Here is a 21,689-nt window from a genome sequence, read left to right as displayed (position 1 = left end):
TCTCCAATCCCAAATCCCGAATCCCGGCCGAAAAAAATCGCGACCGGATGATGCGTCTTACGGCGCCATGCATCATCCGGACACGACAGGGGTCACCCGGCGCGAACGCCGGGCGGTTTGCAGCAGGTTTACGCCGCCTTGGCTTGTTCGACGCGCTGTTCGACCAGCACGCTTTCCACCGTTGGCTGACCTTCCACGCGTCGATCCAGCTCGTTCCAGTCCACCACCAACTCGCAGCCGCGCGAGGCCGCATTCCGGCTCCAGTCGCGCAGTAACTCGATGCAGGCGTGGTCGACATGGTGCAGCTTGGCAACGTCAAGATGCAGTGCGGTATTGGGCGGCACGCTTTCCAGCGTACGCGCCATTGCCGGCACCTTCAGGAACGTTGCCGAACCCTGCAGCGTCAGATGCATCTCGTCCTTCTTGTGCTCGTGCTCACGCACGTCCACCTTCAGGCGCGAAGAATGCAGGGCCAGACGGAACAGCGACAGACCAAAGCCGATCAACACACCGGTCAACAGGTCGGTGGCCACGATCGCGAAGGTGGTGGCCAGATAGATCGCCGCGGTGCCACGACCATAGGTCGCCAGCTCCTTGACCTGACCGATCTTGATCATCTTCACGCCCGTGTAGACCAGGATGCCGGCCAGACAGGCCACCGGCGTCATCCGCAACAGCCACGGCAGCAGCATCGCGAACACCAGCAACCAGCTGCCATGCAGCACCGTGGACATGCGCGTGGCCGCACCGGCCTGCACGTTGGCCGCACTACGCACGATCACGCCGGTCATCGGCAATGCGCCGAGGAAACCGCACAACATATTGCCCACGCCCTGCGCCGCCAGTTCACGGTCGTAGTTGGTGCGTGCGCCCTGATGCATGCGATCCACCGCTGCCGCCGACAGCAAGGTTTCTGCGCTGGCGATGAAGGCAAACGTCACTGCAGACACCAGCAAGGTCGCGTTGAACACGCCGAAGATGTCCGAGATGCTGGGGATGCTGATCGCAGAGAACAGGTTGGTCGGTACATCGACCTTGGCAACGTTCAAGCCCTGCAACTGCACCGCCGCCGTGACCGCCACCACCGCGATCAACGCACCCGGCAAGAACCGCAGACGCTGCGGACGCAGCTTGTCCCACGCCAGGATGATGCCGATGGTGGCCAGACCCACGAACAACGCGGTGCGGCCGGTGCCTTCGCTGATCGCCTGCCACAACACGGCCGGCAATGCAGCGAAGTTTTCCAGACCGCGCGCCTTGGGTGCGGCATCCATCAACACATGCGCCTGCGAGGCCACGATCAGGATGCCGATACCGGACAACATGCCGGCCACCACGGCCGGCGATGTCATGCGGAACCACACGCCTGCACGGCACAGACCGGCGACCAACTGAATCGCACCGGCCAACAGGATCACCGGCCCGAGCGCGGCGATGCCGTGCTCCCGGACCAGCTCGAACACCAACACAGCCAGGCCGGCGGCAGGCCCACTCACCTGCAACGGAGAACCCGCCACAAAGCCAACGACCAGACCACCGATGATGCCGGTGATCAGACCTGCGGCCGGCGGCATGCCGGATGCGATCGCAATGCCCATACACAACGGGAGCGCGACGAGGAAGACAACGACAGACGCCAATAAATCACGCCCGAACAGTCCCTGACGGAAATATCCGCCGATACCTGATGTGTTCATGATGTGCTCCGTCAGGCCAGTTCAGCGCGCACGACTTGCTGCAGTCGCGGACGTGGGGTGGCTTCGGGGGTGTTTTCCGCCAACAACGGACGGAAGCCACCCTTCTCGGCATCGAAGGCGCGGATCTCGCCATGGGCGATGTCGTAGATCCAGCCGTGGATACGCAAGGTGCCAGCGGCCAGACGTGCCGCAACCACCGGCTGCGTCCGCAGATGGTCCAGCTGCGAGACCACGTTCTCTTCGGTCATGCAGTCCAGCGCGTCCTGGCTGTGCGGATCGTGGCCATGATGGGCGGTGACATGGCGCGCCGAGTCGGTGTGCTTGAGCCACGCCGCCACGGACGGCACATCTTCCAGCGATTCCGGCTTGAGCACCGCCTTCATGGCGCCGCAATCGGTATGGCCGCAGATCACGATATGCCGCACACCCAGCACGGCGATAGCGTACTCGATCGCAGCGACAACGCCGCTGACGTGTTGCGAGTAAGGCGGCACGACGTTGCCGATGTTGCGATAGACGAACAATTCGCCAGGTTGGGCGGAGAAGATCAGCTCCGGCATGACGCGCGAATCGGCGCACGTAATGAACAACGTGTGCGGACTCTGGCCACCGGCCAATTCCTGAAAGCGCGCACTCTGGCGCGGATACACTTCCTTACGGAAATGACGAAAACCATCTAGCAAGCTTTGCATGGGAGATACCTCTAGGCAACGGATGGCAATCCACGGCGCAAACCGCGAAGTGCAAAGACGAACAAATCAAATAAGTCCGGTGCGCAGCACCGGTTGACGCGACAAACGAAGGATCAGGCGCGCAGTGCGTTAGGAGGACGCAGTTGCGGGATCAGGTCGCGTTTTTGAGATGCCGGCGCGTAGTGCGCGTACCAAGAGGGAAAATAGCGTGCGACCACCGGCCATGCTTGGGAGAGCAAGGGGATGTCGTCTGCAGAATAGGGATCGACCTGGGTCTGTGCGTCCCCGTCGTCCTGCAGATCTTCAGCTGCGTCACGTTCTTCGCCAGCATCCACCATCACCGCCAAGCCGTCGCCCACAAGCGCATCGTGGATGCGATCGTGCGCATTGGCTGCCGACCACGCGGTGAGCGCGAGGAGGCAGACCAACAGCAATTGGAGGAATCGAGGAAACATGGCCTCGAAACTAACAATTTAGAACGCGCCTGCGCAAGTGGTGCGACGCACAAAGCACTTGATTGGCCGGCATTTCATGGCATCGATTCAGGTCGCCATAAGCTTGAGCCCGCCAGCGGCAAGTAAAGAAGCGCTATCGCAACTGTCATAAACCGGCCGTCGTTCAGACTTATGACACACACTGACAAAGTTTAAACACGCGTAAATCTTTGTCTTTATTGGCAAAAATCAAATTGCGACGCAGTCCGAAGTTGTCACATTAACGCAACTTTCACGCCCTAGCCTGCGCTCACTTTCTCGTCAGGTCGCAAGGCACCCATGAAACTTTCTCCTACCCTGCTCGGCTCGGCCTTGTTGCTGGCGCTGGCCGCGCCCGCTGCGCATGCCGAAATCGCCATCGATGTGATCGGCGGCTCCGAAGTCTCGCTGGAAGGCCTGGTCCAGGCCGACGGCAACTGGTTCCACAACGATGTGCAGGACCTCAATGGCCCGATCGGCGCCAACGGCGACAATTCCGAATTCAGCATCCGTCGCGCCGAGCTGGTGCTCAAGGGCAAGGGTCCGGGCAACTTTGAGTGGGTGGCCGGGTATGACCCGAGCGTGCTGAAGGAAGTCACCATCCGCGGCACCACCATCCGCAGCACCGGGCGCTTCCTCGACAACAACATCAAGTACAAGTTCGCCGGCAACGCCAACAACTACCTGCAGATCGGTCAGTTCAAGCAGCCCAACAGCCTGGAAGAACTCTCCAGCACCAAGAACAACGATTTCGTCTCCAAGGCCGCGGTGACCAATACCTACGGCATCTCGCGCCGGCTGGGCGTGGCCTACGGCATGGGCGACAACAACTGGAGCATCACTGCCAGTGCGTTCGGTCGCGAACTGACCCGTAATCAGGCTCATGGCAGCGGCTACGGCGCGCGCGGCACCTGGGCGCCGATCAACGAAAGCGGCAACGTGCTGCACTTCGGCCTCAGCTATCTGGGCTACGACACCGACGATGACACCCTGCGCCTGCGCGCGCGCCCGGACGCCGACCTGACCACCATCCGCCTGATCGACAGCGGCGCCATCACCAACGTGGACAGCGTGGGTGTGGCCGGTGCCGAGGCGATGTGGATCACCGGCCCGTTCAAGCTGCAGAGCGAATTTTTCCAGGAAAACGCCAAGCGCATCGGCAACAACGCCAACGATTACAAGAGCGATGGCTGGTACGTCAGCGGCGTCTGGAACATCACCGGCGAGACCTGGGGCTACAAGGCCGGCGTGCCGACCACCCCGTTGCCAAACGCGCCGGCCTCCGGCCTGTGGCAGCTGGCGGTGCGCTACGACACGCTGGATCTCAACGACGGCCATCTGGTTTCCAACGGCAGCACCCCGTTCGTGGACGGCGTGCTGGGCGGCAAGATGGATGTGTGGACGATCGGTGCCAACTGGTACTGGCGCTCCAACTTCAAGTTCGCACTCGACTACGCGAAGGTGGAAAGCACCCGTTACAGCAGCGCCACGCGTGGCCTGGTCGACGACAACCCGTCGATCATCGAGGCACGTGCGCAGTTCTATTGGTAAGTGAGCGACGGTTTGGCCGCCGTGGCGCGCTCGGCTGAGCGCGCGGCGGCGGCAACCGCCTTCGCCAGACCCGGCAAAACGCCTCGGCGCAACGCCGTCATGGTCATGTCATCTCTCCGACATCGCGCGGTCATGCCGCTGCCCTGCAATGGCATGCACGCGGGACGTCCTTATCCCTTCGCTACAGGAGCTGTTCCGTGATCCACTCTTTGAAGACCCGTCTGGCCGTGGGCGTGCTTGCCGCCTCGCTGGCGCTGTGCGCCCAGGCCGCCGATGTCACCGGCGCCGGTGCGTCGTTTATTTACCCGGTGATGTCCAAGTGGTCGGCCGACTACAACGCGGCCACCAAGAAGCAGGTCAACTATCAATCGATCGGTTCGGGCGGCGGCATTGCCCAGATCAAGGCGGCCAGTGTGGACTTCGGCTCGTCCGATGCGCCGCTCAAGCCGGAAGAACTGGCTGCGGCCGGTCTGGCGCAGTTCCCGTCGGTGATCGGCGGCGTGGTGCCGGTGGTCAACGTGGCGGGCATCGCACCCGGTGCGCTCAAGCTGGATGGCAAGACCCTGGGCGACATCTTCATTGGCAAGGTCAGCACCTGGAACGATCCGGCCATCACCGCGCTCAATCCGGGCGTGAAGCTGCCCGAGGGCAAGATCACCGTGGTGCATCGCTCGGATGGTTCGGGCACCAGCTTCAACTTCACCAACTATCTGTCCAAGGTCAACCCGGACTGGAAGAGCAAGGTCGGTGAAGGCACCGCGGTGCAGTGGCCGACCGGCATCGGCGGCAAGGGTAACGAGGGCGTCGCCGCTTATGTGAAGCAGATCAAGGGCGGCATCGGCTATGTCGAGCTGTCGTATGCGCTGCAGAACAAGATGGCCTATACCGCGATGAAGAACGCCGCCGGCAAGTTCGTGCAACCGTCCGATGAGACCTTCGCCGCCGCTGCCAACAGCGCCGACTGGGCCAACAGCAAGGACTTCTATCTGGTGATGACCAACGCCGCCGGCGACAACGCCTGGCCGATCACTGCCACCAACTTCATCCTGGTTCAGAAAAAGCCCAAGAGCCCGGAAGGCCTCAAGAACACGCTGGACTTCTTCCGCTGGGTCTACAGCAAGGGCGATGCGCAGGCCAAGCAGCTGGACTACGTGCCGCTGCCGGACAGCCTGGTGACCCAGATCGAAGGCTACTGGGCCAAGAATCTGCCCAAGTAAAGAGAGAGCCATAGCAACAGGAACGACGCCGTCTCTCTCCCCGGCGTCGGCACCGGGACGCGGCCCTTTCGGGGTCGCGTCTTTTTTGTGATGCCTTCTCCAGAAGGCACTGTCATGCGTGTGTAACAAAAACATCATTTCATAGCGTCGTCTGCCGGACACCCGGCCAATCCAGCCTCGGAGCTTCCATGAAACTGCAGTCGGCCAGCCTGACCGCCCTGTCTCTCACCATCGCCCTCGCCCTGGCCGCGTGTTCGCCCGGCGGCAAGGATGCGCAGTCCGGCGACACCGCCAAGGGCGCTCCCAGCGCAGGCGCCACCGCCGGGGACAGCAAGATCGCTGAAATCTCCGGCGCCGGTGCCTCCTTCATCTACCCGCTGGTGTCCAAGTGGTCGGCCGATTACAACGCCGCCACCGGCAACAAGGTCAATTACCAATCGATCGGCTCCGGCGGCGGTATCGCGCAGATCAAGGCCGGCACAGTGGACTTCGGTTCGACCGACAAGCCGCTGGACAGCGCCGAGCTTGCCCAGGCCGGTCTGGGCCAGTTCCCGTCGGCGATCGGCGGCGTGGTGCCGGTGATCAATCTGGAAGGCATCGCACCGGGCAAGCTGCGTCTGACCGGCGCGCTGCTGGGCGACATCTTCCTGGGCAAGGTCACGATGTGGAACGACGCGACGATTGTCGCGGCCAACCCGGGCGTGACCCTGCCGGCGACCAAGATCAACCTGGTGCATCGCTCGGATGGCTCGGGCACCACCTTCAACTTCTCCAACTACCTGTCCAAGGTCAGCCCGGAGTGGAAGAGCAAGGTCGGCGAAGGCACCTCCGTGCAATGGCCGGGCGGCGTGGGCGGCAAGGGCAATGAAGGTGTTGCCTCGTACGTGCAGCAGATCAAGGGTTCGATCGGCTATGTCGAACTGGCCTATGCCCTGCAGAACAAGATGCCCTACGCCTCGCTGCAGAATGCAGCCGGCCAGTGGGTTGAGCCGAATGCGGAAAGCTTCGCCGCTGCGGCCGCCAGCGCCGACTGGGCCAATGCCAAGGACTTCAATCTGGTGATCACCAATGCACCGGGCGAGAAGGCCTGGCCGATCACCGCGACCAACTTCATGCTGATGCACAAGCAGCCCAAGGATGCGGCGCGCAGCAAGGCCACGCTGGACTTCTTCAAGTGGGCGCTGGACAACGGCCAGGCCCAGGCCAGCGAACTGCATTACGTGCCGCTGCCGCCGGAACTGGTCAAGCAGATCCAGGCCTACTGGGCCAGCGAGTTCAAGTGATGCCCTGCACCCGCTGTCGTGGCGGGTTGCGCTGCGGTGAGGTGCCTGCGGGCGCCTCGCCGTTCCTGTTGTCTCACGCTCCCGCGATTGCGCGGGTGACGAGTCCAATCGAATGAATGCCACCGCCATTCCCGAAGCGATGACCGCACCACGCGGCCGCGATCTGCGCGATGCGCGTGCCGATCGCCTGTTCAAGCTTGCGCTGGCCGCCACCGTCGTTTTCGTCCTGCTGGCGCTCGGCAGCGCCGCGCTGTCGATGCTGTGGGGCGGACGCCATGCCTTGCAGATGCAGGGCCTGAGCTTTTTCTATTCCGCCGACTGGAATCCGGTGGAAAACAAATACGGTGCGCTGGCGCCGATCTACGGCACCCTGGTCACCGCGTTGATCGCGATGGTGATTGCGGTGCCGGTGAGTTTCGGCATCGCATTCTTCCTCACCGAAGTGGCGCCGCGCTGGTTGCGTGGCCCGGTCGGTACCGCGATCGAATTGCTGGCCGGCATCCCGTCGATCATCTACGGCATGTGGGGCCTGTTCGTGCTGGTGCCGGTGATGACCGAGCACGTGACGCCCTGGCTCAACGATCACCTGGGCACGCTGCCGTTGATCGGCCCGTTGTTTCAGGGCCCGCCGCTGGGAATCGGTCTGCTGACCGCAGGCTTCGTACTGGCAATCATGGTGATTCCGTTTATCTCCTCGGTAATGCGCGAAGTGTTCCTTACCGTGCCGACGCGCCTGAAGGAATCGGCGTATGCGCTGGGGTCGACCAAGTGGGAAGTCAGCTGGGACATCGTGCTGCCCTACACCCGCTCTGCGGTGATCGGCGGCGTGTTCCTGGGCCTGGGCCGTGCGCTGGGCGAAACCATGGCAGTGGCGTTCGTGGTGGGCAACACGGTGCGGCTGTCGCCATCGCTGCTGGAGCCCGGCACCACCATCGCCGCGCTGATCGCCAATGACTTCGGCGAGGCCACAGAAACCTATCGCTCGGCATTGCTGCTGCTGGGCTTTGTGTTGTTCATCGTGACCTTCATCGTGCTGGCGATTGCACGCTTCATGCTGATGCAGCTGTCGCGTCGGGAGGGCAACTGATGTCCTCGGTCTCGCAATCGCTGTACAACCGCCGCCGCGTGACCAACGCGATCGCACTGTTGCTGTCCTGCGTCACCGCAGTGTTCGGCCTGTTCTTCCTGGCCTGGATCCTGTGGACCTTGTTGTCCAAGGGCGTGCCGGGCATCGACGTCAACCTGTTTACCAAGATGACACCGCCGCCGATGCAGGAAGGCGGCCTGCTCAATGCCTTCTTCGGCAGCGCGGTGATGTGCGGCCTGGCGCTGGCGATCGGCACCCCGCTCGGCATTGCCGCCGGCACCTGGCTGGCCGAATACGGCAACGCGCGCAAGACCGGTTTGGTGGTGCGTTTCGTCAACGACATTCTGTTGTCGGCGCCGTCGATCGTGCTCGGCCTGTTCGTCTACACGCTGTACGTGATGCAGACCGGCGGGCGCTTCTCGGCGTTTGCCGGTGCGTTGTCGCTGGCCTTCATCGTGCTGCCGGTGGTGGTGCGAACCACCGACGAAATGTTGCGTCTGGTGCCGGCGCAGATGCGCGAAGCGGCATTGTCGCTCGGCATCCCGCAGTGGAAGGTCACCGTGCAGGTGCTGTATCGCGCCGCCTCGGCCGGCATTCTCACCGGCATCCTGCTGGCGCTGGCACGCATCAGCGGCGAGACCGCGCCACTGCTGTTCACCGCCTTCGGCAATCAATACTGGAACAGCAATATCTTTCAGCCGATGGCCAGCGTGCCGGTGATCATGAATCAGTTCGCCGGCAGCCCCTATGAGACCTGGCAGACCCTGGCCTGGTCCGGCGCACTGGTACTGACCGCGTTCGTGTTGTTGGTGAGCCTGGGCGCACGCGCGCTGCTATTGCGCAACAAGATTTCCAATGACTGACCTTTCCTTCCGGACACCCGACATGAACGATCTCCAAAACGCCAAGCCGATGCATCGCATCGCTGTTCCGGCCGCCAAGGGGGCGCCGACGGCGCAGGCGCCGGTGAAGGTGGCCGCACGCAATCTGGATTTCTATTACGACAAGTACCACGCGCTCAAGAGCATCAACATCGAGATTCCGGAAAAGCGCGTCACTGCGCTGATCGGGCCTTCGGGTTGCGGCAAGTCCACCTTGCTGCGCATCTTCAATCGCATCTATGCGCTGTATCCGAAGATGGAAGCGCGCGGCGAAGTGCTGCTGGACGGTGAAAACATCCTCTCGCCCAAGTACCCGATGAACCGGCTGCGCAGCAAGGTCGGCATGGTGTTTCAGAAGCCGGTGCCGTTTCCGATGACGATCTTCGAAAACGTCGCTTACGGCATTCGTCACCACGAAAAACTGTCCAAGGCCGACATGCAGAACCGTGTCGAGCAGGCGTTGCGCCAGGGCGCGTTGTGGGACGAGGTCAAGGACAAACTGGGGCAAAGCGCGTTGGGTCTGTCCGGTGGCCAGCAGCAGCGGCTGTGCATCGCGCGTGCGGTGGCGCTGCGGCCGGATGTGTTGTTGCTGGACGAACCGACCTCGGCGCTGGATCCGATTTCCACCAGCCGCATCGAGCAACTGGTGGAAGAACTCAAGCGCGAATACACCATCGTGATCGTGACCCACAACATGCAGCAGGCCGCGCGCGTGTCCGACTACACCGCCTTCATGTATCTGGGCGACCTGATCGAACACGACCGCACCGAGACGATTTTTTCCCAGCCGTCCAAGCAGCAGACCGAGGATTACATCACCGGTCGGTTCGGTTGATGTAAGGCGCCCCATCGCAACGCCGCATTGACGCAGCTCGGCCGCACCGCCCGGCACGACATTTGCATCACCTGCGATGTCGCCAGGGTCACGGCGGACATCCACCATTGACACGAATCGAGATCACGATGAACCAGCACCTCAACGACCATATCGTCAAAAGCTACGACGAGGAGCAGCACCGTCTTGTCGCCGAGATCGTGCGCATGGGCGACACGGCGGTGGCGCAGCTGGAAGCCGCGCTGGATGTGGTGGAGCGTCGCGACGATAACGCTGCGCATCGCATCGTGGTCAACGACGAAGCGATCGATGCGCTGGAGCATGCGATCAGCCACGACGTGATGCGCCTGGCGTTGCGCGGTCCGATGGCGCGCGATCTGCGCGAGATCCTGGCCGGCCTGCGTATTCCTGCCGACATCGAACGCATCGGCGATTACGCTGCCAACGTGGCCAAGCGCTCGATCGCGCTCAATTCCGCACCGCCGCTGCCACAGACCGTGGGCTTGCGTGCGCTGGGCCAGATGGCGGCCGATGCCGTGCGCGAGGCCGTGCAGGCCTACCGCGACAAGGATGCCGATGCGGCGATTCGCGTACGCGATGAAGATGCACGCCTGGATGCGCAGTACACCGCGCTGTTTCGCGAATTGCTGACCTACATGATGGAGGACCCGCGCAACATCACTCCTTGCACGCATCTGCTGTTCATGGCCAAGAATCTGGAGCGCATCGGCGACCACGCGACCAACATCGCCGAGAACGTGTGGTTCCTGGTGCATGGCGAACAGCCGCTGCCGCCGCGAGTGAAGCGCGACGACACTACTCGCGTCATTTGATTCAAGACGCGTGTGGCAACAACCACCGACACGCTGAAACTAGCCGAAACGCTTTATTTCATTACGTATTCAGCTAATCAAGCCTAGGGTGAAATCACACAGGCCGTTCCTGTGAAGCAGGAGTACGCAGATGAAACGCATCATTGGATCTCTCATGGCTTTGTCGCTGCTGACCTCCGCTGCAGCGTTCGCTGCGCCTCAGCAACACGATGACCGCGATCATGATCGCGACCGCACTGCGCAGCGTCACGATGATCGCGGCAACGACCGCCGCGACGACCATCGTGATGACAGGCACGACGACAAGCGCGACGATCGCCGCAGCACCCATAACGACGATCACCGCAACGACCGCCGCGGCCCGCCTTACCGGCGCGGCGAGCGCCTGGCGCCGGACCATCGCGGCAATCGCGTCGCCGATTACCACAAGCATCATCTGAACAAGCCGCCGCGCGGGCACGAATGGCGCCAGGTGGACAACACCTACGTGCTGATTGCAGTGGCCACCGGCCTGATCGCAAGCGTGGTCGCCGGTCGCTAAGCCGAACCGTCAGATGCGTCGTCAAACTGGCCCGATCCGCGGCAACGCGGGTTGGGCTTTTGTTTGCCGGAGCGCTGCGCGCGCAGGGCATGTGCGGCCTGCACCTGGCTACGATCGAGCACGGCGTGCGACCTGCTAGGCTATGCCGATGAACGAACCGGTCGACCTGCAGCCTGCTTCCTCCTTTTTGCCCATGTCGCGGCGCTTTCGCGGCTATCTGCCCGTGGTGGTGGATGTGGAAACCGGTGGATTCGACTGGAACAAGCACGCGCTGCTGGAAATCGCCTGCGTGCCGATCGAAATGGATGCCGACGGTCGCTTTTTCCCTGGCGAAACCGCCAGCGCGCATCTGGTGCCTGCACCGGGCCTGGAGATCGACCCGAAGTCGCTGGAAATCACCGGCATCGTGCTCGATCACCCGTTCCGCTTCGCCAAGCAGGAGAAAGACGCGCTGGATCATGTGTTCGCGCCAGTGCGTGCGGCGGTGAAGAAGTACGGCTGCCAGCGCGCGATCCTGGTGGGTCATAACGCGCATTTCGATCTGAACTTCCTCAACGCGGCCGTCGCGCGCGTGGGCCACAAACGCAACCCGTTCCATCCGTTCAGCGTGTTCGACACCGTGACCTTGGCCGGTGTGGCGTACGGGCAAACCGTGCTGGCGCGCGCGGCGCAAGCTGCGGGCCTGGACTGGAATGCGGCCGATGCGCATAGCGCAGTGTACGACACCGAGCAGACTGCGCGGTTGTTTTGCAAGATTGCCAATGCCTGGCCGGGGCCTGTTTGAGCTGGGATTGGGGATTGGGGATTCGCAAAAGCATGTGGCCCTCTGCTTGAAAAATTTGCATTTGGCGGCGCCATTGCGTGCGGCCGTACCCTCATCCGCCCCTGCGGGGCACCTTCTCCCGTAGGAGAAGGGAAGCGCTAGTTAGCTCGCTTTTGCGAATCCCTAATCCCCAATCCCGAATCCCCGCCCTAGCCCACGCAGATCCGGTCGCGCCCTGCACTCTTGGCTTCGTACAAGGCATGGTCAGCGCGTTGCATCAGTGATGAGCCGGTGTCGTCATCGCGCAACTCGGCCACGCCGGCACTAAAGGTCACTTGTAGGCCGTCCACGCCGCCCCAGTCTTGACGCGCATGGAACAGCGCGCGGATACGCAGGCATAGCGCCTGCGCCTCTTCCAGCGAAGTGTCGGCGAGCAGCAGGGCGAATTCTTCGCCGCCCAGCCGGGCCGGCAGATCCGAGGCACGTGCGGCGGCAATCAGCAGCACACCCACTTCGTGCAGCACCGCATCGCCACTGGCATGCGAGTAATGGTCGTTGATGCGCTTGAAGTGATCGATATCCAGAATCGCCAGTACCAGCGAGCGCCCACTGCGGCGTGCGCGACTGATGTCGCGCGCCAGCGCTTCGTCGAAGTGGCGACGATTGGGGAGCCCGGTCAGTGCGTCTTCGTGCGCCTGGCGCTCGAACACGTCGGACTTGATGCGTAGCCGCGTCAGCAGCTCGCTCTTTTCTTGGTTGGCCTGCAGCAGGCGCTGCGCCTGCAATTGCAGATCTTCGGTGCGTTTGCGCACCAGTTCGGCCAGGCGTGCGTTGTGGGTCTTGTAGCGATGCAGCAGCAACCGGTACAACAAGGCCAGCGCAAGCAGCGCAGCCAGCACTGCCGCAAAACGCACGTCGTGGCGTTGCCACCACAGCGGCAAGACCTCGAACGCCCACATCGCCTCGTGCGGACTCCACGTACCTCCAGGGTGCCGGGCCGCCACGTGCAAACGATAGCGGCCGGGCGGCAAGCCGATGAATTCCACGCTGCGCTGCCGGCCACGTTCGGTCCAGTCGTTGTCCAGGCCTTCCAGGCGGGTGCGGTACTCGATCCGCTCCGGCAACAGAAAACTCATGCCGACGTAGGACACGTTCAAGCGATGCCCGCCGGGCAGCTTTGCCTGCTGCCGCCAGGCCAGCGGGTGGCCATCCTGCTGCACGCTCTCGATCAATGCAGGCGGCGCGCGGCGCTCGCGAAAGCGCTGCAACCGCGATGGATCGACCGTGCTGATGCCGCCTGCAGTGACCACCCACACCGAGCCGTCGGCGCGCGCGATCATGCTCGGGCTGGAACTGCCATTGGCCTGCGCGTTGCCCATGCCATCGATCTCGCCATAACGTTCGATGGCGAGCTGGCCGCGTCCATCGGCGACCGCGTCGAGCGTGCCGAGTTCGGTGCGCAGGACGCCGCGATTGCTGCTGATCCACGCGTTGCCAAGCCGGTCCTTGACCAGCTGGAACACCGTATCCACCGGCATGCCCTGCTCCAGGCCCACGCGTGCGAGCGCGCCCTGGCGCACGCGATACAGGCCGCGGTCGGTCGAGATCCAGACAGCGTTGCCGATGCTCTGAAAACCGAACACGCTGCGGGCCCCGCCAAGTCGCTCCAATCCCAACTGCTGCAGCTTGCCGTCGCGCAGCACTGCGGCGCCATCGACCGACCCGATCCACAGCGCACCATCGATGCGCGCCAGCGCGGTCACCACACCGTCGGGCAGGCCATCGATCGTCAACGTCACTCGCTTGCCGTCCACCAACTTCACCACACCGCGCTGCGTGGCCAGCCACACCACTGCGTGGTCGGCGGCGTAGTCGTCGATCACGATGGCGCGGATATGCCCGCTGGGAATGCCCTCGGCCTCGCCGTAGTGCCGCAGCACGCGCCCGTCGCGCAACACGAAGACGCCATCGGCATAGGTGCCCACCCACAGGTCGCCGTGCCGATCAAGCGCCAGACTCAGCACCGAGAGCCGTCGACCGGACGGGATGGCGACCGGCACCGGCACGATGCTCCCGTCCGGCAGCATGCGATCCAAGCCTGCGGTGCTGGCGATCCACAGACTGCCGTCGCGGTCTTCCAGCACCGCGCGGGCGTAGTCCCCGCTCAAGCCATCGCGCTGGCTGTAGCTGCTGAACAAGGTTTCGCGCAGCCGGAACAGGCCGCCATTGGCACCGACCCAGATGCTGCCTTCGGCATCCTCGCGCAGGCTGACGATACGCCCGCTGGGCAGGCTGCGCCCGGCCGGTAGATGCTCCACACCGTGGCTGCCGATGCGCAACAGACCCTGATTTTCGCTGCCCAGCCACAGGTCGCCATGGCGATCCTGCAACATCGCGGTGAAGTGTCCCTGCCCCGGCACGCGATGCACCAGCTCGGCGCGCTCGCCCTGCAGGCGATACAACTGCTCGCCCGCGACGACCCACAGCGTGCCGTCCGGGGCGCGATACGGCCATGCCAGGCCGGGCGACAGGCCGAACGCCGCAGGCGCGCGATGCATGTGTCCATCCAGTTCGCGGTAGATCAACCCGTCGAGCGTGCCGATCAGCAACCGCCCCTGGTCGTCAAACAGCATGCGCGGAAAGCTGCTCTGCAGCGGCACGCCATCACGCGGGGGGAAATACTCGAAGCGCCCATCCGGCCACAGGCAACCAAGCCCGTGCCCTTCGAACAACAACCACATGCGACCTTGCGCATCCATGGTCATGGCGTGGATCAGCGCTTGCGGCCATTGTCCTCGTCGCTCCCAGCGCCGCCATTGCCCATCGGCGCTGTGACGTACCAGATTGCCGCGTGCATCGCTCAGCCACAGTGCGCCGTCGCGATCGACATACAACGCACCGACGCCGTTATCGGGCAAGCCGGGGCGCGTGCTGCGATCGATCACGCTGAATTCCAGCCCGTTGTAGCGCACCAGGCCTTCCCAGGTGGCGAACCACAGGTAGCCGTCGTGGGTCTGGGCGATATCGCGCAGCGAGTTGTGCGGCAATCCATTGCGCGAACTCCAGCTATCGATCGCGTAGTCGCGCAATTGCGCCGTTGCAGCGGGTGCGGCAGCCGCGGCGAACGCGCATAACGCCACCAGCAGCAGGCAGGCACCGGCACTGAGCCAGCGCTGCCACTGTCTATCTCCTCGTGCCGGCGCTCTGACGGCGCACGTGCTCTGGCCTGTACGACAGGCGCCCACCCCATGATTCATCGGACACAACACACCGTTTGCTGACGATATGGTAGGCAATAACGCATGCGCGCGTCGGTAATCGATAGGCGTGTTGTCGAAAGTGCTGATGCACAAGCGTTGCGTCTGCGATCGGCAACACTTCGCGATCGACATCTGCGCAATCGTGCGCGCAACTGCACGATTGTTACGGGTACATGCGACGCGTGCGTGTTGAACGAGACGGCTTGGGTTTGGCGATCAATCCGCGCGTATGTCTCTAAGCGCGAATGCGATTACGCGCCCAGGCGCTGGCGCACGGCTTCGAACAAGGTCACACCAGCCGCCACCGACACGTTGAGGCTTTCGATATCGCCCGGCATCGGAATCTTGACCAGGCCATCGCAATGCTCGCGCGTAAGCCGGCGCAGGCCATCGGCCTCGCCACCGAGCACCAGCCCGACATTGCCGCGCAGGTCCACGCTGTACAACGACGCCTCGGCTTCGCCGGCCAGGCCGTACAGCCACACGCCCTGCTTCTGCAGATCGCGCAGGCACCGCGCCAGATTGGTCACCGCGACTACCGGAATCCGGTCGGCCGCACCGGCCGAAGTCTTGCGCACGGTGGCATTGACGGTTGCCGACTTGTCTTTGGGAATCACCACCGCAGTGACACTGGCGGCGGCGGCGCTGCGCAGGCAGGCGCCGAGATTGTGCGGGTCCTGCACGCCATCCAGGATCAGCAACAGCGCACGTCCTTCGGCTGCCGTCACCAAGGCTTCGAGCTCGTTTTCTGCCCACAGCCGCGCCGCTGCGTAGCGCGCGACCACGCCCTGGTGGCGGACCTGCCCACCGACGCCATCGAGCGCCTGCGTGTTGACGCGACGGACCTCGATGCCCTTGCGGCGCGCCTGCTCCTCGATCTCGGTCAGGCGCGGATTCTTGCTGCCGGCTTCGATCAACACCTCGCGCACGTTGTCGGCGTCGTTCTCCACCGACGAGGCAACGGCGTTGACGCCGACGATCCACTGATTCTGCTTGCTCATTGCGCGGGCATACGAAGAGATAAAGGGGAATGGTAGGGCCTGCGGCCTGCCACGTCACGGCCGGAGCGCGGATGGCGGTGCCGACGAGGAGCTCGCGGTGGAGCGAATCGCGATGAGCCAAGATCACGCTCGCACCGTGGTGATGCTGCCGACACCTACGCTCGCTGGCCGTCGCGAACCGGTGCGAGGTGCGCTCATGCCAGCGGGCGCGAACTCACACCGGCCACTGCTCGGTATCGTGATCCGGATGCTGCCTTGAAACGAGATTGGCCAGAAACGCCAATGCAGCGACATCGTCCTCGGTGGTGCGCGCCGGTAGATCACCCACTGCATCGACGAAGGGCAGCTTGCGCTCCACACCGTACTGGATCAGCGGTGGCAACCGTTCGGGCGTATCGAACGCACCGGCGGCGATGGCGATGCCATCCGGCGCTTCATAGGTCAGCGGCGTGCCGCATTCGGCACAGAATCCACGCGACACCAGCGAGGAAGAAGCGAAGCGTTTCGGCTCGCCACGTGTCCAGCTGAACTCGGTGCCGCGCACGGAAACCAACGGCGCGTAGTAGGCACCGAAGGCTTTCTGACACATGCGGCAATGGCAGATCGAAGCGTCCGACAACCTGCCGCGCACGCGGAAACGCACCGCGCCGCATTGGCAGCCACCGCTGTACTCGAGTGCTGCGTCCATCGTTGCCTCAGCGCTGTTGAACACGGATGACCGGAGATCGTTGCGAGCTTGTGACTCGCAAGGAACCGTAGCGTCATATCTTGCGATCCGCACGCATCGCGAGCCGCCGCCAGGCAGCGACTCGCGATGGTGTCGTCGCGCTTAGTACTGCTTTTTCTTGCGCTTGGCCGGCTTCTCGCGCTGCGGCAACGGCGCTTCGGGCGCTGCGCCATCTTCGGCCAGACGGAAGTCGATCTTGCGCTCTTCCATGCTCGCCTTGAGCACCAGCACCCGCACCGGGTCGCCCAGGCGGAAGGCGCGACCGCGGCGTTCGCCACTGAGCGTCTTGCGGATCGGGTCGAACTGGTAATAGTCCTGCGGCAACTGGGTGACATGTACCAGACCGTTGACCTTGGATTCGTTCAACTCGACGAACAGGCCGAAGCCGGTCACACCGCTGATCACGCCATCGAACTGGCCGCCGACATGCTTTTCCATCCACGCGGCGCGATAACGCTCGTCGACCTCGCGCTCGGCTTCGTCGGCACGCCGTCCGCGCTCGGAGCACTGCAGCGACAATGCCGACATCTGGCGCGGGGTATAGATATATTTTTCCGGGCTGGCGCCGGTCAAGGCATGCTTGATTGCGCGGTGCACCAGCAGATCCGGGTAACGCCGGATCGGCGAGGTGAAGTGCGCATACGCCTCCAACGCCAGACCGAAGTGACCGTTGTTGTCGGGCGAGTACACCGCCAGGCTCTGGCTGCGCAGCAGCACCGATTCCAGCAACGCTGCGTCGGGGCGCGCACGCACCTTCTTCAGCAACTTGGTGTAGTCGCCGGGACGCACCTTGCTCCATGCCGGCAGGCTCAGCTGGAATTCCTTGAGGAACTCCAGCAGGTCTTCGAACTTGCTCTCCGGCGGCCGCTCATGCACGCGGTACGGCGCCGGCACATGCATGCTCAGCAGATAGCGTGCGGCCTCGACGTTGGCGGCGATCATGCATTCTTCGATCAGCTTGTGCGCATCGTTGCGCACCAGCATGCCGGCCTGAGTGACTTCACCGGTGTTGTCGAGCACGAAGCGCACTTCGGAGGTCTCGAACTCGATCGCGCCGCGATGCGTGCGCGCCTTCGACAGCACGTTGTACAGCTGATGCAGACGCTGCACCTGCGGCAGCAACGGGCCGATAAAGGCCTTGGTGTCGGCATCGTCTTCGCCGACCGCCTTCCAGACCTGGTTGTAGGTCAGACGCGCGTGCGAGTTCATCACCGCTTCGTAGAAGCGCGAGCCGGTGACTTCGCCATCGCGGCCCACCTGCATGTCGCAGACGAAGCACATGCGGTCGACCTTGGGCATCAGCGAGCAGATGCCGTTGGACAGCGTCTCCGGCAGCATCGGCACCACGAACCCCGGGAAATACACCGAGGTAGCGCGCTTCTGCGCTTCGTCGTCCAGCGGCGTGCCTGGACGCACATAGTTGGAGACGTCGGCGATTGCCACCACCAGACGGAAGCCGTCGGCGTTGGGTTCGCAATACACCGCGTCGTCGAAATCCTTGGCGTCTTCGCCATCGATGGTGACCAGCGGCATCTGCCGCAGATCGACACGCCCACCGATCATCTGCGGCTCGACCACCAGCGGCACCGCTGCGGCCTCGTCCAGCACTTCCCGCGAGAACTCGTGCGGCAGCTCGTGGCCGTGGATGGCCATTTCCACCACCAGCGACGGGGTCAGCTTGTCGCCGAGCACCGCGATGATCTTGCCGATCGCCGGACGACGCGCATCCGGTGGCGCGATCAGCTCGCACACCACCAACTGCCCTTCGCGCGCTTCACCGATGCCGTCCGGTGCGATCTGCACATTGCGTTGCACGCGCTTGTCGTCGGGGTCGACGTAGGCCACGCCATGCTCGTAGAAGAAACGCCCGAGCATGCGCGACATGCGGCGTTCGAGCACGCGTGCGATCGCGCCTTCGCGACGGCCGCGGCGGTCGATACCGGTGACGTTGGCCAGCGCACGATCGCCGTGCATGACCTTGCGCATTTCGTACGGCGGCAGGAACAGGTCGTCGCCGCCTTCATCCGGCTTGAGGAAGCCGAAGCCTTCCGGATTGGCGATCACCACGCCGGCGATCAGGCTGGTCTGCTGCACCGGTGCGTAGCCGCCGCGGCGGTTCTGCACCAGCTGCGCTTCGCGCACCATCGCGGACAGCCGCTTGCCCAACGCGTCGATGCGGTCGCTCAGATGCAGTTGTTCAGCGATTTCTTCGGCGGTCTGCGGGCCGTCGCAGGCTTCGAGCAGCTGCAGGATGGCCTCGCGGCTGGCGATCGGCTCGGCATAGCGCAGTGCTTCGCGATCGGCGTGCGGATCCTTGAACTCAGCGGCGGCAGCGGGAGAAGCAGTGACAGCTGCAGGCTGGACGGACTGAAGGCGTTCCGGCGGCGGCGCAGGCGGGCCGCTCTTGCGCGGATGCGGTGCGCGCGGAGCCGGCGGCTCAGGCAGCGGCGGCGCTACTTGCAGCTCCGGCGAGGCTTGCGCGGCTTTATCGGCAGCGCGCTTGTTTGCGGACTTGGTCGAGGCGCCAGCGGCGGCGCGAACCAAGAAGTCAGGCATCCACCCCGGCAACTTCTGTTTTTCGGCGGTGGTGGGCTCGCCAGTGTTGGCGGAATTGCGGCGACTCGGCCGATCGGAATCTGGGGTGTTTTTCTTGGTCATTGCCATCATATTACCCCGTGCGGCCTCGATGTGGGCTGAAAGCCGGCCCGTCCAGGCGTAGATCGCCGTGTTAACCCGTTGACAAGGCCGCCAGGAGCCTGCAAAATTCGCGGCTCACCTTGCCCAGGTGGCGGAATTGGTAGACGCACTAGCTTCAGGTGCTAGCGGGGGCAACTTCGTGGAGGTTCGAGTCCTCTTCTGGGCACCAGTTTAAAAAGACCTCCGAGCGATCGGGGGTCTTCTGGTTTCTGGGGTCTGAGAATGCTTGAGTGCTGTTCTTGAGTTGCCGGACTGCTGACTGGATGGCGGCCGTGACTGATACCGGAGCAGCCAGCGATTCAAAGCAAGCGATAAAAGCCGCTGCGCCATCTCAGCCAGCGCGCCATTCAAAGCGATAGCCCAACCGACAACAGCCCCATGCGATGCCGCTGCCCTCATCTCGTTACGGCGAGGCCGTAATGCCCGCCTCGCGCAAGGCCTTCGCCCAGATCGCATAACCGGCCTCACTGGGGTGCGTGCCGTCGGGCATCAGCGCCTCGGGCAAGGTCCCGTCGGGCTGCAGCAGCTGCTTGCCGATATCGACCAGACGCACTGACGGGTCCTTGGCATAGCGCGCGGCCAGCAAGCGGTTGGTCTCGGCGATCGGTGCGCGTTGCGCATCGCCCGCATGGCGGCCGCGCGGCATGATCGCCATCAGGATCAGCTTGCTGCTGGGCAAGCGGCGACGCACTTCGTTCACCACCGCCTCCACGCCCAGCGCGGCCTCGGCCGGCGTGCTCGCGCGCGACTGCGCGGTGCCGGTGAGGTTATTGGTGCCGAGATGCAGCACCACCCAGTGCGGATCCAGACCGTCGAGCTCGCCCTGGCGGATCCGCCACAGCACGTTCTGGGTGCGGTCCCAGCCGAAGCCCAGGTTCAGCACCGGCCGCGTGCCGTACAACCACTGCCACGATTGCGCGCCACTGACGCGCGTGGCCTGCGGTGGGCCAGCCCAGAAATGCGTGATCGAATCGCCGATCATCACCACGTCCGGCTTCAATGTGCGCGCTGCGGCGAGCGCCGCATGGTGGCGGGCGTACCAGTCGTACGAGTCTTGCTCCAGCCAGTCGACCGGAATCAGCGAGGTCGCAAACTCGCGGCCGAGTTCGGCGACCGGCTTGACCGGCGACTCGCCCAACAATCGGGCCAAGGTCGGCTCGATCGCTTCGGCAAGCATGCGCTGGCCTTGCGTGTCCGGATGCAAGGCGCCGGCTGGCGGCCGGAAGCGCGTGTCGTAAAACAACTCGGTACGCAGCTTGCCGTCGCGCAGAAAGATCGACCCCACGTCCAGATAGGTCACCCGTGGGTTGTCGCCGTAACGCACTGCCAGCCCTTGATTGACCTGCGCATCGCGGCGCGATTTTTCGCTGGAAATATCGCTGGGCAGCACGCTCACCAACAGGATGTGCGTGCGCGGCAGCTTCTGTTCGATCGCCGCGACCACCGCATCGATGCCCAGCTGGGTCTGCTCGGCGGTCTGGCCGAGATGGCCGGTGTTGTTGGTGCCGATCAGCACCAGGGCAACCTTGGGTTGCAGACCGTCGACCTCGCCATTGGCCAGCCGCCACAACACGTTCTCGGTGCCGTCGCCGCTGAAGCCCAGATTGAGCGCGCCGCGGCTGCCGTAGAAGGTCTGCCAGGTCGGCTGGAATTCTTCGTCCGGCGCCTTGGCTTTTTCGTAGTTCTGCGTGATCGAATCGCCGATCAACAGCAGCGGCGTGTCGGCATGCTGTTTGACCTGCTCCAGCACCTGCGCGTGTCGTTGCGCCCACCAGGCTTCCTGCAAGCGGTCGGTGGGTACGATCGAGGGCGGTGGTGTTTGTGCACTTGCCACGCCGCAGACCAGCAACAGTCCCCAGCACACCAGCACGGGCGCAATGGCAGACAGCGAAAAGCGAGGAAACACAGCGTGCAAGGACCGGAGCATGCGCGCACCAGAGGCTGGAGAAGCGGCGATTGTGATCCGCGTGCGCCGCACCCGACAAGCGCGGACGCAGCCACTCGCGATGTAGCGCGGTGAGTCGCGCTGTGACGTGCTTGCCGTGTGGCGGCACCAGGCCACTGACACGGTGCAGCTGTGATGCCAGGCCGCTCACGCTTGCGTAGGAGCGCGCTTGCGCGCGATGAAGCGTTATCGATAGTGCTTCATCG

General features: G+C 63.8%; 17 protein-coding genes and 1 tRNA gene. 10 read left to right on the top strand and 8 right to left on the bottom strand.

Going from position 1 to position 21,689, the window contains the following annotated elements; genetic code table 11:
- Positions 1-128: 128 nt before the first annotated feature.
- From ABS769_RS08485 to ABS769_RS08475, 3 genes are all read right to left on the bottom strand, one after another.
- The gene (locus ABS769_RS08485; RefSeq protein WP_317061587.1) at positions 129-1,697 is read right to left on the bottom strand and encodes a SulP family inorganic anion transporter; all 1,569 of its coding nucleotides are present in this window, start codon (positions 1,695-1,697) and stop codon (positions 129-131) included.
- Positions 1,698-1,708: 11 nt separating this feature from the next.
- Entirely contained in the window at positions 1,709-2,389 is a 681-nt protein-coding gene (locus ABS769_RS08480) for a carbonic anhydrase (RefSeq protein ID WP_006450301.1), read from the bottom strand.
- Positions 2,390-2,502: 113 nt separating this feature from the next.
- Positions 2,503-2,823, bottom strand: coding sequence for a hypothetical protein (locus ABS769_RS08475; protein WP_317061620.1), 321 nt, complete (start codon positions 2,821-2,823; stop codon positions 2,503-2,505).
- A 339-nt stretch (positions 2,824-3,162) separates the two neighbouring features.
- On the opposite strand from ABS769_RS08475, the gene ABS769_RS08470 reads away from it, so the two are divergent.
- The 9 genes from ABS769_RS08470 (at position 3,163) to rnt (ending at position 11,874) form a co-directional block, all read left to right on the top strand.
- Positions 3,163-4,413, top strand: coding sequence for an OprO/OprP family phosphate-selective porin (locus ABS769_RS08470; RefSeq protein WP_006450303.1), 1,251 nt, complete (start codon positions 3,163-3,165; stop codon positions 4,411-4,413).
- Positions 4,414-4,610: 197 nt separating this feature from the next.
- Positions 4,611-5,630, top strand: coding sequence for a phosphate ABC transporter substrate-binding protein PstS (gene pstS / locus ABS769_RS08465; RefSeq protein ID WP_317061586.1), 1,020 nt, complete (start codon positions 4,611-4,613; stop codon positions 5,628-5,630).
- A 188-nt stretch (positions 5,631-5,818) separates the two neighbouring features.
- Complete coding sequence (gene pstS, locus ABS769_RS08460; protein ID WP_317061585.1) at positions 5,819-6,913, top strand: phosphate ABC transporter substrate-binding protein PstS; 1,095 nt, start codon at positions 5,819-5,821, stop codon at positions 6,911-6,913.
- A gap of 112 nt (positions 6,914-7,025) precedes the next feature.
- Positions 7,026-8,000 carry a phosphate ABC transporter permease subunit PstC gene (gene pstC, locus ABS769_RS08455; protein WP_006450306.1) on the top strand — a complete coding sequence of 325 codons (975 nt, stop codon included), beginning with the start codon at positions 7,026-7,028 and terminating at the stop codon, positions 7,998-8,000.
- Positions 8,000-8,863 (top strand): phosphate ABC transporter permease PstA, encoded by an 864-nt coding sequence (gene pstA, locus ABS769_RS08450; protein ID WP_317061584.1) that lies wholly within the window; start codon positions 8,000-8,002, stop codon positions 8,861-8,863. The genes pstC and pstA overlap by 1 nt, the downstream gene beginning before the upstream one ends.
- A gap of 22 nt (positions 8,864-8,885) precedes the next feature.
- Complete coding sequence (pstB, locus tag ABS769_RS08445) at positions 8,886-9,716, top strand: phosphate ABC transporter ATP-binding protein PstB (protein ID WP_023903589.1); 831 nt, start codon at positions 8,886-8,888, stop codon at positions 9,714-9,716.
- Positions 9,717-9,844: 128 nt separating this feature from the next.
- Complete coding sequence (gene phoU, locus ABS769_RS08440) at positions 9,845-10,549, top strand: phosphate signaling complex protein PhoU (RefSeq protein WP_317061583.1); 705 nt, start codon at positions 9,845-9,847, stop codon at positions 10,547-10,549.
- A gap of 130 nt (positions 10,550-10,679) precedes the next feature.
- On the top strand, positions 10,680-11,090 hold the full coding sequence (locus tag ABS769_RS08435) for an RcnB family protein (RefSeq protein WP_317061582.1): 411 nt from the start codon (positions 10,680-10,682) through the stop codon (positions 11,088-11,090).
- Positions 11,091-11,232: 142 nt separating this feature from the next.
- Entirely contained in the window at positions 11,233-11,874 is a 642-nt protein-coding gene (gene rnt / locus ABS769_RS08430; protein WP_255085078.1) for a ribonuclease T, read from the top strand.
- 188 nt (positions 11,875-12,062) lie between these two features.
- On the opposite strand, the gene ABS769_RS08425 is transcribed toward rnt, so the two are convergent.
- The 4 genes from ABS769_RS08425 to rnr form a co-directional block, all read right to left on the bottom strand.
- A complete protein-coding gene (locus ABS769_RS08425) occupies positions 12,063-15,110 on the bottom strand; it encodes a diguanylate cyclase domain-containing protein (RefSeq protein ID WP_317061581.1) in 3,048 nt (1,015 codons plus the stop codon).
- A 254-nt stretch (positions 15,111-15,364) separates the two neighbouring features.
- The gene (gene rlmB, locus ABS769_RS08420; protein WP_006450313.1) at positions 15,365-16,114 is read right to left on the bottom strand and encodes a 23S rRNA (guanosine(2251)-2'-O)-methyltransferase RlmB; all 750 of its coding nucleotides are present in this window, start codon (positions 16,112-16,114) and stop codon (positions 15,365-15,367) included.
- Between the two features lie 214 nt (positions 16,115-16,328).
- On the bottom strand, positions 16,329-16,802 hold the full coding sequence (locus ABS769_RS08415) for a GFA family protein (protein WP_317061580.1): 474 nt from the start codon (positions 16,800-16,802) through the stop codon (positions 16,329-16,331).
- Between the two features lie 141 nt (positions 16,803-16,943).
- Positions 16,944-19,499, bottom strand: coding sequence for a ribonuclease R (gene rnr, locus ABS769_RS08410; protein ID WP_317061579.1), 2,556 nt, complete (start codon positions 19,497-19,499; stop codon positions 16,944-16,946).
- 121 nt (positions 19,500-19,620) lie between these two features.
- On the opposite strand from rnr, the gene ABS769_RS08405 reads away from it, so the two are divergent.
- Positions 19,621-19,707, top strand: a tRNA-Leu gene (locus ABS769_RS08405).
- A gap of 234 nt (positions 19,708-19,941) precedes the next feature.
- Here the strand turns inward: ABS769_RS08405 and ABS769_RS08400 are convergent.
- Entirely contained in the window at positions 19,942-21,465 is a 1,524-nt protein-coding gene (locus tag ABS769_RS08400) for a platelet-activating factor acetylhydrolase IB subunit (protein WP_317061578.1), read from the bottom strand.
- Positions 21,466-21,689 lie beyond the last annotated feature (224 nt).

The sequence above is a fragment of the Xanthomonas hortorum genome, from assembly GCF_040279205.1.
GTDB lineage: Bacteria > Pseudomonadota > Gammaproteobacteria > Xanthomonadales > Xanthomonadaceae > Xanthomonas > Xanthomonas hortorum_F.
The sequence above is the reverse complement of the archived record's forward strand: the minus strand, read 5'-3'. Positions and strand labels throughout refer to the sequence as shown.